The sequence below is a fragment of the Calditrichia bacterium genome (genome assembly GCA_020634975.1).
In the GTDB taxonomy this organism is placed as follows: Bacteria; Calditrichota; Calditrichia; order RBG-13-44-9; family J075; genus JACKAQ01.
Map to the genome: position 1 here is coordinate 2,556,148 of JACKAQ010000001.1, position 15,603 is coordinate 2,571,750.

Genomic DNA, 15,603 nt, shown 5'->3' on the forward strand with positions numbered 1-15,603 from the left:
TGTTTCCGATACATCAGAAATGAACGAATTTGGAACGGCAATGTTGCTGATTTTTCTATTTTTTGGACGGTAAGTGAACCGCCACGAGATGTTCGGGTACGACCGTTCCGTCGCTAATGAATTTATCAAATTTGGCGAAATGGGCAAATGGTTGCTTGGCAATTAATTTTCGCGGTTGCGCGAGCGGATGTTGCGTAGCAACCGGAAATCATTTCTGCGAATGAGCAGCAACGACCGCAGCGATGCGCGATTGCTCTGGCGATAAATCACCAGCGCCAAAATCGCCGCGGCACCATACGAAATGCTCGACGCCAACGCCGCGCCCAAAATCCCGATGCGGGGAATCAGCAGTAAATTCAGCGACAAGTTGATCAAAAAATTGGCGAGATGGACTGCCAAATTGAGGTGCGGTTTTCCGCTGGCAGCGAAATCCGCGAGCAGCAATTTGATGATCACCGCGGCAATCATTCCCGGCAGCAGCGCCAGCAGCGGCGGCACGGATTTTTCGAACGCATCGCCGAAAAACAGCGGCACGAAAAAAGGCGCAACGATCGCCAGCACCACAATTCCGGCGAAGATCACCAACACATTCACCCGCAAAATGGTCGGCACTTTTTCACGTTGGGCAGCGGTCCGGGCGGCGGCGGGCACGAGCACGGTTTCGGTGGCACCGGCAAAATAGAGCAGCCGCTCCACAATCATCACCGCGACGTAATACCACCCGACATCCGACTGCGTGCAAAAATAGCCCACCAGAAAAATATCCTGCCGAAAAATGAGGAATTCCAGCAATCTCGCGCCCATCATGCGGCTGCCGTAGCGCAGCGATTCGCGAATAATTTCGCGGCGGAACCGGATTTTCACCGGCAAAATATCGCGGAACCAAATGTAAATCCCCGGAGCAAGCCAGGAAATACCGTAAATTATCAGCGCAGTTGTTGCGGTTAGTTTGCCGGAAAAATAGAACAGCAACAGCGCGACCAAATACATCACCGGGCGAAACAGCAGGTTGCCGTTGTATCGCCAATATTGCTGTCGGCCGAGCCAGATGTTGCCGCCGTATTCGTGAAAAATAGCCGCAAATAGCAAAAAAATGCACCAGTACGCGTTGGTTTCCGCGAGCGGAATTTCGGTGGGCTCGAACAGCAGTTGCAGTCCGCCAAATTGCACGATCGCCACAATCAGCAGCGAGCCGGATAGATAAACCAGCGCGCCGAGTGGCAACAGCGTGCCCAAAAAATCGCGTTCGGGAAAGCGGCGATTGCCCACAAAATACAAAATTGCGGATTCCTGCCCGAGTCCGGTGGCTTTGTTGACGGCATCCGCGAGCATCAAAAACGTTGCCATCACGCCGAGCGCTTCCGGTCCCAGCCAGCGGGAAACCAGCACATTGTTGAACACCACCATCGCAAAAATGGCGATGCGCACGGCAAATGTTTGGGCAATATTTCGGGCGATGGAGGTTTGCAATTGCGGCTCAATCGGTTGATAAAACGTTCCGGAACACCGCCAGCGTTTCCCGGGCGCAGCGTTCCCACGAAAATTCCGCAGCGCGGGCGAGCCCATTTTGGCGCAGATGTTCGGCAAATTGGGCGTCGGAGAGAATTGCGGCAATCGCGGTTGCGATGGATTCCGGCGATTCCGGCCGGCAATATTCCGCAGCGTTTCCGCAGCGTTCCCGCAGCGACGGAATATCCGATGCGACGACCGGACAGCCGCAGCTCATCGCCTCGATCGGCGGCAGCGGCGATGCTTCGTAAAATGACGGGAACACCAGCGCGGCGGCATTTTGATACAATTTGATCATCGCCACCGTGTCGTTGATTTGTCCCTCGAACACAATTTTTGGGCGAAGCTGTTCGTCGATTTTTGTTGATAAGTCGTTGAATGATCTCGCTTTAGCGCCGACGATCCTCAGCGTCAATTTCGGGAAATCGCGGTGCAACAGGTGTAGCGCAGTCAGCACATTTTCCAGATTTTTCACCCGGCTGAACGATCCAACAAACAGCAGATACGGCGAATCAGCCGCGCTTTTTTGCGATTGCGATAGCACCAGCGATTCGCGGAATGCGGCGGAAATCCCGCCATTTTGTACCGCAACCACCGGCGCTTTTGCCCCCGGAAAGTGTTCGCCGATGTATTTTTTCTCCGATTCAGAAACGGTAATCACCGCACGCGCGTGCCGGAAAATTTTGGGCATCAACTGGTTGTAAACGGTTCGAAACAGTCGGCTGTATGCTTCGGGCAAATATCGAAACGCCAGGCTGTGCACACAAACCACTACCTTTTGTCGGCGCAAGCTTTTCAACGGTGCGGTGTTTCCGGGGCAAAACAGCAAGCCGTCGCGCACGAAATCGGGCAGCTCCACCTGCTCCCAATAATGTCCGGTAAATTTTCCGGTGCAACGCAGCGGGATGTTTTTCAAATCGAGGCGATGCAGCAATCCGCGTTTCGGCGCCACAAGTTCAAATGCAACATTCCTGACCGCATCATCGTTTTCAGCGATCAACGTGTCCAACGCCTGCACCAACTCAATGCCGTATCGCTGAACGCCGGTGACCGGCTGTGTGAGAAATCGCGCGTTAATGTAAATTTTCTGCATGCAAAATCACCGATAGTTCGCTGGTTAATTACCGCTGCAAAACTACGCCGAAAAAGTGTGCCATGCAAGTTCGCTGTTGCCATTTGTGTGCTCTGCAAAAAATATCTTGCATGTTCAAAAAATTAATTCATATATTTGAAATAAAATATTTAGGTTAAACTAAATTTTGTTTGGACTATGTATAAAGAAGCAATTGAAGATTATCTGAAAGCCATTTACAACATCCAACAGGAAAATGGCAAAGTGGCTACGACAACGTTGGCCAAAAAAATGAGCATTGCGCCAGCATCTGCTACGGGAATGATTAAGCGGCTATCTGATTTAAAATTAGTCACTTACGAAAAATATCAGGGCGTAAAACTGACCCGTTCCGGTGAGCAAATTGCGTTGGAAGTGATCCGGCATCACCGGCTGATCGAGCTGTTTTTGGCGGAAGCGCTGGGCTTGCCGTGGGACAAAGTTCACGACGAAGCCGAAAAATGGGAGCATGTGCTTTCGGATGAAGTGGAAGAGCGCATCGACCAGTTGCTCGGATATCCCACCCGAGATCCGCACGGTGCGCCAATTCCCGGTCGGGATGGCAAAATGCCGGAGCTGAACGATGTGCAACTCACCGATCTCATCAAAGGGCAGCAGGCGGCAATTGTGCAGGTGAACAGCAAAAATCCGGAGTTGTTGCGCTATCTCGGCAGCATGGCGTTATATCCCGATACGGTTTTGGTGGTGCTGGAAGTCGCACCGTTTGACGGTCCGGTAACCATCGAAGTTGATGGTAAACAGCATATTTTGGGACGAAAAGTGGCGGAAAATATTTTTGTCGAAATTTCTGCAGACGGTGATGGGAAACATGAAAATCAATAAAGGTAAAGTTATGAAAAATATATATTTAGTTGTCGTGTTGATTTTTGGCGCAATTGTGCTGAACAGTTGCGGCGCGGCTGGCGGTTCGGAAAAAACGGATGTTTCGAACCGGAAAATTAATGTCGTTGCGACAACCGGAATGATCGGCGACGCCGTCCGGAATGTTGGCGGTGAACGCGTTTCCGTAACCGCGTTGATGGGTCCGGGTGTCGATCCGCACCTCTACAAAGCCAGCGCCGGCGATGTGTCGCGTATGTCCGAAGCGGATATGATTTTTTACAACGGGCTGCATCTCGAAGGCAAAATGACGGAAGTTTTCGACCAAATGCAGCGATTCGCAACCGTTGTTGCGGTGGCCGATGGCGTTGATGAAGAAAAATTGGAAAAAACGGCCCAGTTTGCCGGAAATCATGATCCGCACATCTGGTTCGATGTGAGCATTTGGATGCAGGTTATTCAGCATGTCGCCGCAAAACTGAGCGAAAAAGACCCGGCACATGCAGAAATTTATCGCGAAAATGCGGAAAATTATCTGAGCCAGCTCCAGGAATTGCACGGTTACATTCAATCTGAGGTGCAAAAAGTGCCCGCCGGACAACGCGTTTTGGTCACCGCGCACGATGCTTTCCATTATTTTGGGAAAGCCTACGGCTTCGAAGTTCGCGGGTTGCAGGGCATTAGTACGGCGTCGGAAACCGGTACTGCTGATGTGCAAAACCTGGCGGAATACATCGTCGAACGCAAAATTCCCGCTATTTTTGTGGAAACTTCCGTGCCGCCGCGTTACATCGAGGCGTTGCAAGCCGCGGTCAATTCGCGCGGATTTAACGTGAAAATCGGCGGCAGCTTGTTCTCCGATGCGATGGGAAATCCCGGCACGCCGGAAGGCGAATATCCGGGAATGGTTCGCCACAATGTGGATACGATTGTCAGTGCGCTTTCTGCCGGCGAACAGCAGCCACTGTAAAAAATTCGTTTGCGCAATTCGGGTAAAACGGATAATTCTGTTGCCGGAAAATGAACGCTTAATAATTGATTTTTAATGTGTTATAAAAAATATTTTTTGAGAAATTCTCATGCTAAATCATCAAAAAAACGGTGCTGATCACCCAAACGGAACATCGCATTTTGCCATTCATGTGGAAGATTTGACCGTAGCCTATCGCGAAAAACCGGTGTTGTGGGATGTGGATTTGAGCATCCCGAAAAGCGTTTTGCTGGCAATTGTGGGTCCCAACGGTGCCGGGAAAACCACGCTCATAAAATCGATTTTGGGATTGCTGAAACCGGTTGCGGGACGTGTGGAAATTTTCGGGAAACCGTACGAACAGCAGCGCGACACTGTGGCGTATGTGCCGCAGCGCCGCAGCGTGGATTGGGATTTTCCCACAAATGTGCTGGATGTGGTGATGATGGGGCTTTACGGCACGCTCGGCTGGTTCCGGCGTCCCGGCAAAAAAGAACGGCAAATGGCGCTGGAAGCGTTGGACAAAGTGGGCATGCGCGATTTTGCGAACCGGCAAATCAGCGAGCTTTCCGGCGGGCAGCAACAGCGGGTTTTTCTGGCGCGGGCACTGGTTCAGGATGCCGAAATTTATTTGATGGACGAACCGTTTCAGGGAGTGGATGCCACAACCGAGCGCGCGATTGTCAATATATTGCAGGAATTGAGAACCGCCGGAAAAACCGTTGCAGTGGTGCACCACGATCTGCAAACCGTTACGGATTATTTCGATTGGGTGATGTTACTGAACGTTCGGCGTATCGCCTGCGGTCCCTGCGATGAGGCATTTACCGAAGAAAATTTGCGCCTCGCATACGGCGGAAGGGTATCGTTTCTGGAATCGCGGAAGGCTGTGAAAGAGCTAAAACCCTAAGGTGCTATAATGTATTTGAAACGAATGTATCTTAATATAAATATTAATGTTAGAAAATTAAATTTTGCCGTTTTTATCATGCTTTTTTTATCTGCTTCTGCGGGTAATTTGCTGATTGCAGATACCAACAGCACTATTCGCGACCAGGTGATTCACGGCACTGAGCGGGAATCGCTGGCAGGTGTGGAAGTTGTCATCGCGGCATTGAATATCGGCACCGCAACGGATGCGGACGGCGCTTTTGTGCTGCGTAATATTCCTGCCGGTGAGTATGAAATTGTTGCCAGTTACATCGGATTTCGCAGCGAAAAAAAAGTTGTTTCGATAAATCCGCACGAAATTGTAACGATGACGATTGAAATGAAGCCTCAAATTATCGAGGGGGAAAGCGTGGTGGTTACCGGCACACGAACCGAACGCAACCGGCTGGAAGTGCCGGTGATTGTCAATGTGCTGGATGCGAAAATGCTGGAAGCCACGCAATCATTAAACTTATCCGAAGGATTGAGTTTTCAGCCGGGTGTTCGGCTGGAGGTGGATTGCCAAACCTGCAATTATACGCAAGTGCGAATGAACGGTTTGGGCGGTGCGTATTCGCAAATTCTTATCAACAGCCGCCCGGTTTTTAGCCCGCTGGTGGGGTTATATGGATTGGAGCAAATTCCGTCCGGCATGATTGAGCGGGTGGAAGTGGTTCGCGGCGGCGGATCGGCGTTGTTTGGCGGCAGTGCGATTGCCGGAACCATTAATATTATCACCAAAGAGCCGCGCAAAAATGCATTTTCGATTGGTGCAAATCAGGCGTTGGTTGCCGGCAAAACACCGGATCGAACGCTATCGTTGAATGCGGATGTCCTCAGCGAGAACGAATCTTCCGGCGTTTCGATATTTGGTAACTTGCGCAATCGCAAATCATACGATGCGAACGCAGATGCGCTTTCCGAATTGCCGCGCATCAGCGGCACAGCGTTGGGGCTTCGGGCGTTTTTCAAACCCGGCGATCTGAGTAAAATAACATTAGAAGCACAAAGCATTTCTGAAGAACGCCAGGGTGGTGATGGTGTGGATCGTCCGCCGCACGAAGCGTTGCAATCGGAATTTCGCGATCACAAAATTTTGGGTGGCGGCATCACTTACGACCGCTTTTTCAGCGGAAATATGAACGCGCTTTCCGGCTATATTTCCGGGCAATTTGTTGACCGCGCCCATTACACCGGACTGGATCAGAACCCGGATGCTTACGGCACAACCGAAAACACCGTTGCCGTTGCCGGGCTCCAGTACGATCATTATTTGCTACATTTTCCGGGCGAATTGAATGTTATTACCGCAGGTGTGGAAGGGCAGTACGACCATGTGGATGATCAAATTCCCGGTTACCAATTGCGAACCAACCAAATTACCCGCCAACTCGGACTTTTTGCCCAAAGCGATTGGAAAATATCGCAACGGATTTCGGTGCTGCTGGGCGGGCGGTTGGATTATCACAGTAATTTGGAAAATCCGGTCCTCAGCCCGCGGGCAAATGTGTTGGTAGGATTGGCAGATCACTGGCAATGGCGCGGCAGTTATGCCACCGGATTTCGTGCACCGCAGGCGTTTGATGCAGATTTACACATCGCATTTTCCGGCGGCGGGATTTCGTATATTCGCATTGCGGAAAATCTGGTAAAAGAGCGCTCCCAAAGTTTTAGCACATCGCTGGATTTCAATCGACCGGCAGGACATTATTTTATCGGATTTACAATCGAAGGATTTTACACCCAACTTTATGACGCATTTGTGCTGGAAGAAGCGGCGATCGACGCGCAGGGAAATACGGTTTTGGAACGGAGAAATGGCGGTAATTCCGATGTTGCAGGTGCGAATATCGAATTCCGGCTGAATGTGGATAACAAGTTACAATTTGGCGGGAACATTACGTTGCAACGCAGCCGGTACGAGGACCCTGTTTTTTGGTCTTCCGAAGTCGAACCGGTAAAAACATACCTGCGCACACCGGATGTTTACGGCTCATTTTTGGCAAGTTTTTATCCGGTTTCGTCAACCACTGTGTCGGTTTCCGGTGTTTACACAGGTCCGATGGATGTGCCGCATCTCGCCGGATACATTGCTGCGGACGAACTGGTTCAAACATCAGATTTTTGGGAAATGAACCTGCGGTTGGCTTATCAATTGCCACTGAACAGTGTGCAAAAAGTGGAATTTATTGCGGGTATCCAAAATCTTTTCGATCAGTTTCAGCAGGATTTTGACAAAACAAAAGATCGCGATTCCAATTATGTTTACGGACCGGCGCGTCCGCGCACATTTTTCACCGGATTAAAATTGGGATGGTAGATTGCGCTAATGCTTGAAATATTGTCAGATATCATCAACGATTACACCTTGCGAACCGTTGCCCTCGGTGCCGCGACGCTCGGCATCATCAGTGGAACATTGGGTAGCTACGCCGTTTTGCGCAAACAGAGTTTGCTCGGCGATGCCATTTCCCACGCCGCTTTGCCGGGAATCGCGCTGGCGTTTTTGCTCACCGGCAGCAAATCGACAGTCGTGCTGCTGATTGGCGCTGCCATCGCCGGTTGGCTGGCAACGCTCAACATGCTCAGCATTGTGCAAACCACGCGCATCAAAGAAGATAGCGCTTTGGGATTGGTGCTTGCGGTCTATTTCGGGCTGGGATTGGTGCTGCTCACTTACATCCAGAAGCTGCCGATCGCAACGCAAGCCGGGCTGGAAAAATTTTTGTTCGGGCAGGCTGCCACCTTGCTGGAAAGCGATGTGATTACAATGGCAATTGTCGGTAGCGTGACGATCGGTATCACGATGTTATTTTGGAAAGAATTCAAGCTGCTAACATTCGATGTGGAATTTGGCGCCTCGCTCGGTCTGCCAACCCGGCGGTTGGATATTTTACTCACCACTTTGCTGGTTATCGCCATTGTTATCGGTCTGCAAACGGTCGGCGTTGTATTGATGAGCGCGATGGTTATTGCACCAGCCGCTGCTGCCCGGCAATGGACCCACAAGTTGGGAGTGATGTTGCTGCTTTCCGGCATTTTTGGTGCGATTGCCGGTGTCAGCGGCGCGGTGATCAGCAGCCTCGCTCCAAAAATCCCCACCGGACCCGTCATTGTGCTTTGCGTAAGTGCAATTGTGATCCTTTCATTTCTGATCGCGCCGGCGCGCGGATTGCTTTGGCAATGGTTCCGGCTGGTGCAGCAACGCCGCGATTTTCGTTCGGAAGCCGTGTTGCTGGATTTGTTCGCACTCGCACAGCAGCACGAAAATTTGCAGCACGGTCACAGCGTTGCCGTGCTCCGCACGATGAATCTCGACCGGACAGCCGTTAATCGCAGCTTGCAACTGTTGCAATCGCGTGGCTTTGTCCAAAATGAAAAACCGGCGTTGTGGGGATTGACAGAAAAAGGCATTGCCGAAGCGCGGCGAATTGTCCAATCGCTCGGCGAAAAAAATATCGATAAAAAAGAGAGTTGATTTCAAATGGGCATCCAGCAAATAGAAATTCAACTGATTGCCGCAGTGGTTGCGGTTGCCTGCGCACTGCCGGGTGTATTTTTGGTGTTGCGCAAAATGGCGATGCTCAGCGATGCCATCAGCCACGCAATTTTATTTGGTATCGCGCTGGCATTTTTTGTGGTGGAAGATCTCGGTTCGCCGCTGCTTATCGTCGGTGCGGCGCTTACCGGTGTGCTCACGGTTTACCTCGTCGAAACGCTCCAGAAAACCCGGCTCGTTCGGGAAGATACTGCCATCGGATTGGTGTTTCCGGTGCTGTTCAGCATCGGTGTGATCCTCATTTCCCATTACGCCGGAAACGTGCACCTCGATATCGATGCCGTTTTACTCGGCGAATTGGCGTTTGCACCATTCAATCGTTTGGTATTTTACGGATACGATATCGGGCCAAAATCGTTGTATGTAATGGGTGGTATTTTATTGATAAACATCGCGTTTATCATATTGTTTTATAAAGAATTAAAGCTTGCCGCATTTGATACGGAACTTGCCGCAGCAATCGGTTTTTCACCGACGATCATTCACTATGGATTGATGACACAGGTATCCCTGACAACGGTCGGTGCGTTCGATGCAGTGGGTGCAATTCTTGTTGTTGCGCTGATTATCGCGCCGCCGGCCACTGCGTATTTGTTAACCGACCGGCTATCGCGAATGCTGGTGTACAGCGCGCTGATCGGGATTGCCAGCGCCATCAGCGGGTTTTGGCTGGCGCACTGGCAGGATGTCAACATTGCCGGATCGATGGCGACAATGTGCGGGGTAATTTTTGCGATTGTTTATTTGATTGCCCCGGAACGCGGTATGCTGGCCCTTGCGAAACGCCGGATCAACCAGCGTTGGGATTTTGCCCAACGGATGCTGGCGGTTCACCTGCTGCATCACCTCGGGCAGCCCGAAGAAGTTCGCGAATGCCGTTTAAATACCCTGCATGAGCACCTTAAATGGGACAAAAAATTTGCCCAAAAGGTTGCCAAAATGGCCAAACGGGAAGGTTTGGTGCAAGAAAATAACGGTTTGTTGAAACTAACCGAAAGCGGTAAATCGCTCGCAGAGCAAGCAATGACCGTGTAACCCTGAAAAATATCGGAATTGTCAAATGACAGAATTGTTCAAGTTGTTTATGAAAGGTAGTTGCGCTATTCTATTGTTTTTACTGTGCTTACCGATTGTTGCGCAGGATTGGCAAACAACAAATATTGATACGTTTTTGGAAGTAAACGCGAATAGAATTCGAATCGTGCCTTCCGGCAATATGCCTGCATTGGCAATTCGCCAACTCGGTGCACCGGGTTTTTCACGGGAATATTTTGTTCAGGGAGATATTTTTTACGAAAATCCTGAAACGGCGGTAGTGCTGTTTGCTTTCGGATATGGCGATTCTTTGTGGGCTGCCGGATATTCACTGGTTGAGCAACACATTTTTTTTTCGGAAATCGCCCGCAGCGATTCTGCACAATTTCAGCTTCGCAACATTGCCGCAAAACCGGTTGAAATTCGCGATTCCCGGCCGCTATATGTCTATCGTATCATTTTTTTGCATCAAACCAACGAGCTGCAAATTGAAGCGAACGGCGTTCCCATGCGTGTGCCGGCGCCCTTTCCAACCCGGAAAATTGACCGGTTTGGCTATTGGGTTCGTGGCTCGGCGGTGGAAGTCCAACCGTTAAAATTTGAAGGTAAAAATTAGTCAGGTTTGTTGAAAAATTGCTCTAAAAACAAAAAAGCCGCATTGTAAAATGCGGCTTTTTAACGTACAAAAATGATATCTGCTATTTGCGTGGTGAATCATAGTGATATGCCAATTTCCCGGCATAAAAATCACGCATGGCAATCGTAATCGGGTTTTCTTCGGTTTCTGCCATTACTTTCGTTTCGGCTTCTTCCTGTTCCATCGCTAAAAAGTCATCATCAAAACCGCCATCCAGTTCTTCCAGAATCTGGTGATCACGTTTTTTCTGATAATATTCTTCGTTGATTTGACGGCAACGACGGGCAATAACAATTGCTGCTTCGTACAAATCATCGGTTGTGTTCAGCATTGTGCCTAAATTTTGTGTTTTTGCAGGCATAAAACGATCTCCTTTTTATACTAATTTCGAATCCTAAATATAAATCTAGCTCAACCCGTTTTCAAGCAATCTTTTTAGATCGATTAATAAATCGTCAAAAATCATGCTGAAATTAGGGAATGGTTCGATAGAATGAACAAAAAAAGAAACCGCACGAACCAGGGGGGATTTGGACATGCGGTTTCTTTTTGGGTTGAGGAAGGAAAATCTTAGTTCATCGCGTTGACAAAACGCATCAAGCGAGATTTTTTATTCGCAGCTCGATTTTTAGGAATAATTCCTTTTTGTGCCAATTTGTCGATGACGCCACAGGCATTATCTAATGCGCCTGTTGCGGATTCCTTGTTTTCTGCTTCCAACACACTGCGCATAGCCGATTTCATACGAGATTTGTATGCACGATTTCGTTGTTCACGAATTTCCGAGATCTGAATGCGCTTAATCGCTGATTTATGATGAGCCATTTACGAAACTACCTCTTTTTTCAATATTTTTAGTCCGAAGTAAATTTAAATGATGTTCGCTGATTTGTCAAATATAAAATCAAAAAATGTGAATTTTTTGCATCAGTTAGTGTTAATATTTAGCACTTTCTGTTCGTTTTGCTCGATCAATTGACCGTTGCGGACAGCAAATACGCGATCAGCCAGCCCGATAACATCCCGGCTGTGCGTAGCCATCACCATGTTTTTACCGCGTTGGCGAACCAGTTTGTCCAATAAATCGATGATTTTTTTTCCGGTTTCGAAATCGAGATTGCCGGTGGGTTCGTCCGCGAGCAGCAGCAGCGGGTCGTGAACCAGTGCCCGGGCAATTGCCACGCGCTGTTGTTCGCCGCCGGAAAGGCGATCGGGAAAACTGTTTGCGCGATCGCCCAAGCCGACATCTTCGAGCAATTGCTGCACCCGGTTTTTGCCGGTTTCATCGGCGCGATCATTCAGTTCCAGCGGCAAAAGCAGGTTTTCCGCGACGGTCAGTGTCGGGATCAAATTGAAAAACTGGAACACAAACCCGATGTTTCGCCGTCGGAACAGCGTGCGTTCCTGTTCATTTTGACGGGTGAGGTTGATGCCGTCGATGATAATTTCGCCGCTGTCCGGTAAATCGATGCCGCTAAGCAAGTTGAGCAAGGTGGATTTTCCCGAACCACTGCGTCCGAGCAACACGATAATTTCGCCGCGATGTATTCGTAAGTCCAGCGATTGCAACACCTTACGCGTTTGCTCGCCTTCCCGGAACGATTTGGAAAGTTTGTTTATCTGGATCAGCGATTGTGCGTTACTCATCAAACTTGCCTTTTTTGAAATTCAGCAAAGAATATACGAACAACCGCTGCCGATGTCACAAGATTTCGAAAAATGCGTTTTGGTGATGCCTATTGTTCTTCGCGTTTGTGCCAGTAGCGCATCAGTCCGGCGACGCTCATCCATGCGGGATTTGCGGCATCGTATTGCGCGAGATGCGCTTCGGTTGCGCCGATATTCAGCAATTCAGCATTGGTAAAATCCATGAACGATGGCGTTACATCCTGCGGCGATTCGCCCGCTTCCCAGTGCGGCTTGATCCAGTTTGCCCATTTCCAGATGCGCTCCTGCAACGCACTCAGGTGATTGTCGATATCGGTGATTTCGCCAAAATGAGTGAGCAGCAACCGTTTCACATCCAGCGTTTTGATCAGCGCGATAGATTTTTCCCAATCTTCCAGATGGATATCCGGCGGCGGGCAGGGCGGCTGCACCAGCACATTTTCGATGCACACACCTGCGACATCGCCGGTGAACAGCGTATCGCCAAGCTGCCAGGCGATGTGGTGAACCGCATGTCCGGGCGTGTACCAGGCAACAAATGTCTGATCGCCAACGGTAATTTTTTCACCGTGATCGACAACGCGGAGTTGCGCTTCGGGGATCGGTTGCAAATCGCCCCAGAGTCGATCCATATCATCGCCGTAAATGCGTTTGGCGGATGCATATAGTTTGGACGGGTCCTGCATGTGGCGATGCCCGAACGGGTGCAGATAAATTGTCGCACCTTCTTTTGCCATTGCCCAGGCTGCACCGGCGTGATCGAGGTGAATGTGGGTGATAAACACGTGGCGGATGTCACTCATTTTGTAGCCTTTCGACGCCACGGCTGTTTTTAATTGCGGGAAAGTGGAGTGCGGCCCGGTTTCCACCAGCACCGGTCCGGCGGATGTTTCCACCAGAAAAACGGCGATCGCATGCGGTTGTTCAACGTAATTCATGTCAAAAATGTGAATCATGTTTCGCTCCGGTTTTTGGGATTTCTGTATTTTCGAAAGGTAACCGGGAAACGGTTCAAATTCAATAGTTTTGAAATTCATCAATCGGGATTCAGCTTGAATAAGTTGCCGGAATTGGTTAGATTTTTGTCCCAAAACATTAAAATTGATGGAGAAAGAATGAGAAAATATTGGATAATCGGGTTGATTGCACTGTTGGGAGGAACCGTTATGGCGCAGAAAAAACCGCTGACGCTGGACGAGATTTTTGCGTCCGACCAGTTTGAGGGCAAAACTGTTGCCGATGTGCAGTGGCTGCCGGATGACAAAGCGTTTACGTTCACGCGGGTGAACAACGCCACCGGCGAAGTGGACGTTTATCGCCACACCGTTAGCAGCGGCAAAGAGGAACTGGTGCTCGACGGCGCATCGCTGCAACTTGACGGGCAAAAAGTGGCGATGAGCGCGTACCAGACCACCGGGATGCAAAATACGCTGCTCATCACCGGAACAACCAAACAAATCTGGCGGCATTCCTACACCGCGCCGTATTATTTGTATGATATCGGCAGCAAATCGCTGCGCCCGCTCGCCAAAGGCGAAGCCGGTTTGCAAAATGTGATGCTTTCGCCGGACGGCAAATGGGTCGCATACGCAAAAGATAACAATTTATATGTCGCAGATGTGGAAAGTGGTGAGTCCAAACAGCTCACTTTCGATGGCTCGTTTAATATTCTAAATGGCGTATTTGACTGGGTTTACGAAGAAGAATTCGGGCGTGCGGATGCCTATCGCTGGTCGCCGGATAGCAAACACATTGCGTTTTGGCGATTCGATCAAACCCGCGTAAAAACCTTTTATATGCTCGACGAAATGCCCCATTATAGCAAGCTGATCGAGTTGAAATACCCGAAAGTTGGCGAGCAAAACGCTATCGTGGACATTCACGTGGTGGATGTTGCCAACGGCAAATCCGTGAAAATGGACATCGGTGACAACGACGATATTTACATCCCGCGAATGGATTGGACGAACACCCAGAACGTGCTGTCTATCCAGCGATTGAACCGCAAACAGAATCATCTGGAATTGCTGTTCGCGGATGTCACCATCGGAAAAACCCGGCTCATTTTGGAAGATAAAAATGAAGCTTGGGTGGATGTCACTGACGATTTTATTTTTCTCGCGAAAAAAGACCAGCTCGTTTTCACCTCCGAAAAAGATGGCTGGCGACATATTTATTTGTCCGATTACAGTGGGAAAGAACTGGCGCAACTGACCAGCGGCAATTGGGAAGTCGGCAGCATCATCGGCGTGGATGAACGCGATAGCTGGGTGTATTTTTACGGCAAAAAAGAGTCGCCGGCGCACAACGATATTTATCGAGTGAAGCTGAACGGCAAATCGCTGCAACGCGTTTCCACGTATCTGGATGGCTGGCACACCGCCAATTTCTCGCCGGATTACCGCCATTTTGTGGCGTTCGCATCCAACGTGCAAACGCCGACGCAGGTTTCGCTGCGCAAAGCGGATGGCAAAATGGTGCGCATGCTGGAGAAAAATGAGATCGCCGCGTTGGCGAATTACGACATCGTTTACCCGGAATATTTCAATATCACCACCAGCGATGGGGTGGAGTTGAGCGCAAATATGTTCAAGCCGTCCGATTTCGATCCGAACAAAAAATATCCCGTGATTGTTTACGGATACGGCGGCCCGGGTTCGCAAATGGTCATCAACCGCTGGGGATTTGGGAGCCGTTCGTATCATTTTCAGCAGCGGGTGCTTTGGCACAATTTGATGCTGCAAAAGGGTTACATCGTATTTACGGTGGATAATCGCGGCACCGGCGGACGTGGCAAAGCGTTCAAAAATCTGGCGTATGGCGATCTTTCGAAATGGTCGGTGAACGACCAGATTGAGGGTGCAAAATATCTCGCCGGATTGCCATATGTGGATGCGGATCGCATCGGTTTCTGGGGCTGGAGCGGCGGCGGTTATTTGACGATGTTGATGCTCACGCGCGGCGCGGATTATTTCAAAACCGGTGTGGCGGTGGCGTCTGTCAGCGATTTCCGCAATTACGACACGATCTGGACGGAACGTTACATGGGTTTGCTCAGCGAAAACAAGGCAGGCTATGATGCAGCAAATACAAATACTTACGCGGATATGCTCAAAGGCAATTTGCTGGTTGTACACGGTAGCGGCGATGATAATGTGCATCCCCAAAACACGCTGCAATTTGTGGATGAATTGATCGCCAAAAACAAACAGTTCGATTTGATGATTTACCCGAACCGCAACCATCGCATCAGCGGCGGCAATACCTACCGACATTTATTTACGATGATCACCAATTATTTTCTGGAAAATTTGTAAGACATGCAAAGGGGCGGCGAGTTGCTG

General features: G+C 49.7%; 14 protein-coding genes and 1 pseudogene. 8 read left to right on the forward strand and 7 right to left on the reverse strand.

Annotated features, from left to right (window positions below; translation table 11 throughout):
* Positions 1-162: 162 nt before the first annotated feature.
* The 3 genes and pseudogenes from H6629_10290 to H6629_10300 all read right to left on the reverse strand — a co-directional run bounded on the left by H6629_10290 (position 163) and on the right by H6629_10300 (position 2,602).
* A complete protein-coding gene (locus H6629_10290) occupies positions 163-468 on the reverse strand; it encodes a polysaccharide biosynthesis C-terminal domain-containing protein (GenBank protein MCB9068183.1) in 306 nt (101 codons plus the stop codon).
* Positions 469-492: 24 nt separating this feature from the next.
* A pseudogene (locus H6629_10295) lies at positions 493-1,566 on the reverse strand (oligosaccharide flippase family protein).
* Positions 1,478-2,602 (reverse strand): glycosyltransferase family 4 protein, encoded by a 1,125-nt coding sequence (locus tag H6629_10300; protein MCB9068184.1) that lies wholly within the window; start codon positions 2,600-2,602, stop codon positions 1,478-1,480. The pseudogene H6629_10295 and the gene H6629_10300 overlap by 89 nt, the downstream one beginning before the upstream one ends.
* A gap of 177 nt (positions 2,603-2,779) precedes the next feature.
* Between H6629_10300 and H6629_10305 the strand changes: the two genes are divergently transcribed.
* The 7 genes from H6629_10305 (at position 2,780) to H6629_10335 (ending at position 10,570) form a co-directional block, all read left to right on the forward strand.
* Positions 2,780-3,463, forward strand: a complete 684-nt coding sequence (locus H6629_10305) for a metal-dependent transcriptional regulator (GenBank protein MCB9068185.1) — start codon at positions 2,780-2,782, stop codon at positions 3,461-3,463.
* Between the two features lie 10 nt (positions 3,464-3,473).
* Positions 3,474-4,430, forward strand: coding sequence for a zinc ABC transporter substrate-binding protein (locus H6629_10310; GenBank protein ID MCB9068186.1), 957 nt, complete (start codon positions 3,474-3,476; stop codon positions 4,428-4,430).
* Between the two features lie 109 nt (positions 4,431-4,539).
* Positions 4,540-5,340, forward strand: coding sequence for a metal ABC transporter ATP-binding protein (locus H6629_10315; GenBank protein MCB9068187.1), 801 nt, complete (start codon positions 4,540-4,542; stop codon positions 5,338-5,340).
* Positions 5,341-5,418: 78 nt separating this feature from the next.
* On the forward strand, positions 5,419-7,680 hold the full coding sequence (locus tag H6629_10320) for a TonB-dependent receptor (protein ID MCB9068188.1): 2,262 nt from the start codon (positions 5,419-5,421) through the stop codon (positions 7,678-7,680).
* A 9-nt stretch (positions 7,681-7,689) separates the two neighbouring features.
* Positions 7,690-8,838 (forward strand): metal ABC transporter permease, encoded by a 1,149-nt coding sequence (locus tag H6629_10325; GenBank protein ID MCB9068189.1) that lies wholly within the window; start codon positions 7,690-7,692, stop codon positions 8,836-8,838.
* Positions 8,839-8,844: 6 nt separating this feature from the next.
* The gene (locus tag H6629_10330) at positions 8,845-9,954 is read left to right on the forward strand and encodes a metal ABC transporter permease (protein MCB9068190.1); all 1,110 of its coding nucleotides are present in this window, start codon (positions 8,845-8,847) and stop codon (positions 9,952-9,954) included.
* A gap of 25 nt (positions 9,955-9,979) precedes the next feature.
* Complete coding sequence (locus H6629_10335) at positions 9,980-10,570, forward strand: hypothetical protein (GenBank protein ID MCB9068191.1); 591 nt, start codon at positions 9,980-9,982, stop codon at positions 10,568-10,570.
* An 82-nt stretch (positions 10,571-10,652) separates the two neighbouring features.
* On the opposite strand, the gene H6629_10340 is transcribed toward H6629_10335, so the two are convergent.
* The 4 genes from H6629_10340 to H6629_10355 all read right to left on the reverse strand — a co-directional run bounded on the left by H6629_10340 (position 10,653) and on the right by H6629_10355 (position 13,215).
* On the reverse strand, positions 10,653-10,952 hold the full coding sequence (locus tag H6629_10340) for a DNA-directed RNA polymerase subunit omega (protein ID MCB9068192.1): 300 nt from the start codon (positions 10,950-10,952) through the stop codon (positions 10,653-10,655).
* 209 nt (positions 10,953-11,161) lie between these two features.
* Positions 11,162-11,416 (reverse strand): 30S ribosomal protein S20, encoded by a 255-nt coding sequence (gene rpsT / locus H6629_10345; protein MCB9068193.1) that lies wholly within the window; start codon positions 11,414-11,416, stop codon positions 11,162-11,164.
* Between the two features lie 102 nt (positions 11,417-11,518).
* Positions 11,519-12,238 (reverse strand): ABC transporter ATP-binding protein, encoded by a 720-nt coding sequence (locus H6629_10350; protein ID MCB9068194.1) that lies wholly within the window; start codon positions 12,236-12,238, stop codon positions 11,519-11,521.
* 89 nt (positions 12,239-12,327) lie between these two features.
* Positions 12,328-13,215, reverse strand: coding sequence for an MBL fold metallo-hydrolase (locus H6629_10355; protein ID MCB9068195.1), 888 nt, complete (start codon positions 13,213-13,215; stop codon positions 12,328-12,330).
* A gap of 159 nt (positions 13,216-13,374) precedes the next feature.
* Here H6629_10355 and H6629_10360 point away from each other — a divergent pair, with 159 nt between their 5' ends.
* Positions 13,375-15,576 carry a S9 family peptidase gene (locus H6629_10360; GenBank protein MCB9068196.1) on the forward strand — a complete coding sequence of 734 codons (2,202 nt, stop codon included), beginning with the start codon at positions 13,375-13,377 and terminating at the stop codon, positions 15,574-15,576.
* Positions 15,577-15,603: the final 27 nt, after the last annotated feature.

Coding starts and splice junctions, on each gene's coding strand:
- H6629_10320 (MCB9068188.1), top strand. CDS start 5,419: ATGCTTTTTTTATCTGCTTCTGCGGGTAATTTGCTGATTGCAGATACC.
- H6629_10315 (MCB9068187.1), top strand. CDS start 4,540: ATGCTAAATCATCAAAAAAACGGTGCTGATCACCCAAACGGAACATCG.
- H6629_10355 (MCB9068195.1), bottom strand. CDS start 13,215: ATGATTCACATTTTTGACATGAATTACGTTGAACAACCGCATGCGATC.
- H6629_10350 (MCB9068194.1), bottom strand. CDS start 12,238: ATGAGTAACGCACAATCGCTGATCCAGATAAACAAACTTTCCAAATCG.
- H6629_10300 (MCB9068184.1), bottom strand. CDS start 2,602: ATGCAGAAAATTTACATTAACGCGCGATTTCTCACACAGCCGGTCACC.
- H6629_10335 (MCB9068191.1), top strand. CDS start 9,980: ATGACAGAATTGTTCAAGTTGTTTATGAAAGGTAGTTGCGCTATTCTA.
- H6629_10290 (MCB9068183.1), bottom strand. CDS start 468: ATGATTGCCGCGGTGATCATCAAATTGCTGCTCGCGGATTTCGCTGCC.
- H6629_10360 (MCB9068196.1), top strand. CDS start 13,375: ATGAGAAAATATTGGATAATCGGGTTGATTGCACTGTTGGGAGGAACC.
- H6629_10325 (MCB9068189.1), top strand. CDS start 7,690: ATGCTTGAAATATTGTCAGATATCATCAACGATTACACCTTGCGAACC.
- H6629_10330 (MCB9068190.1), top strand. CDS start 8,845: ATGGGCATCCAGCAAATAGAAATTCAACTGATTGCCGCAGTGGTTGCG.
- H6629_10310 (MCB9068186.1), top strand. CDS start 3,474: ATGAAAAATATATATTTAGTTGTCGTGTTGATTTTTGGCGCAATTGTG.
- rpsT (MCB9068193.1), bottom strand. CDS start 11,416: ATGGCTCATCATAAATCAGCGATTAAGCGCATTCAGATCTCGGAAATT.
- H6629_10340 (MCB9068192.1), bottom strand. CDS start 10,952: ATGCCTGCAAAAACACAAAATTTAGGCACAATGCTGAACACAACCGAT.
- H6629_10305 (MCB9068185.1), top strand. CDS start 2,780: ATGTATAAAGAAGCAATTGAAGATTATCTGAAAGCCATTTACAACATC.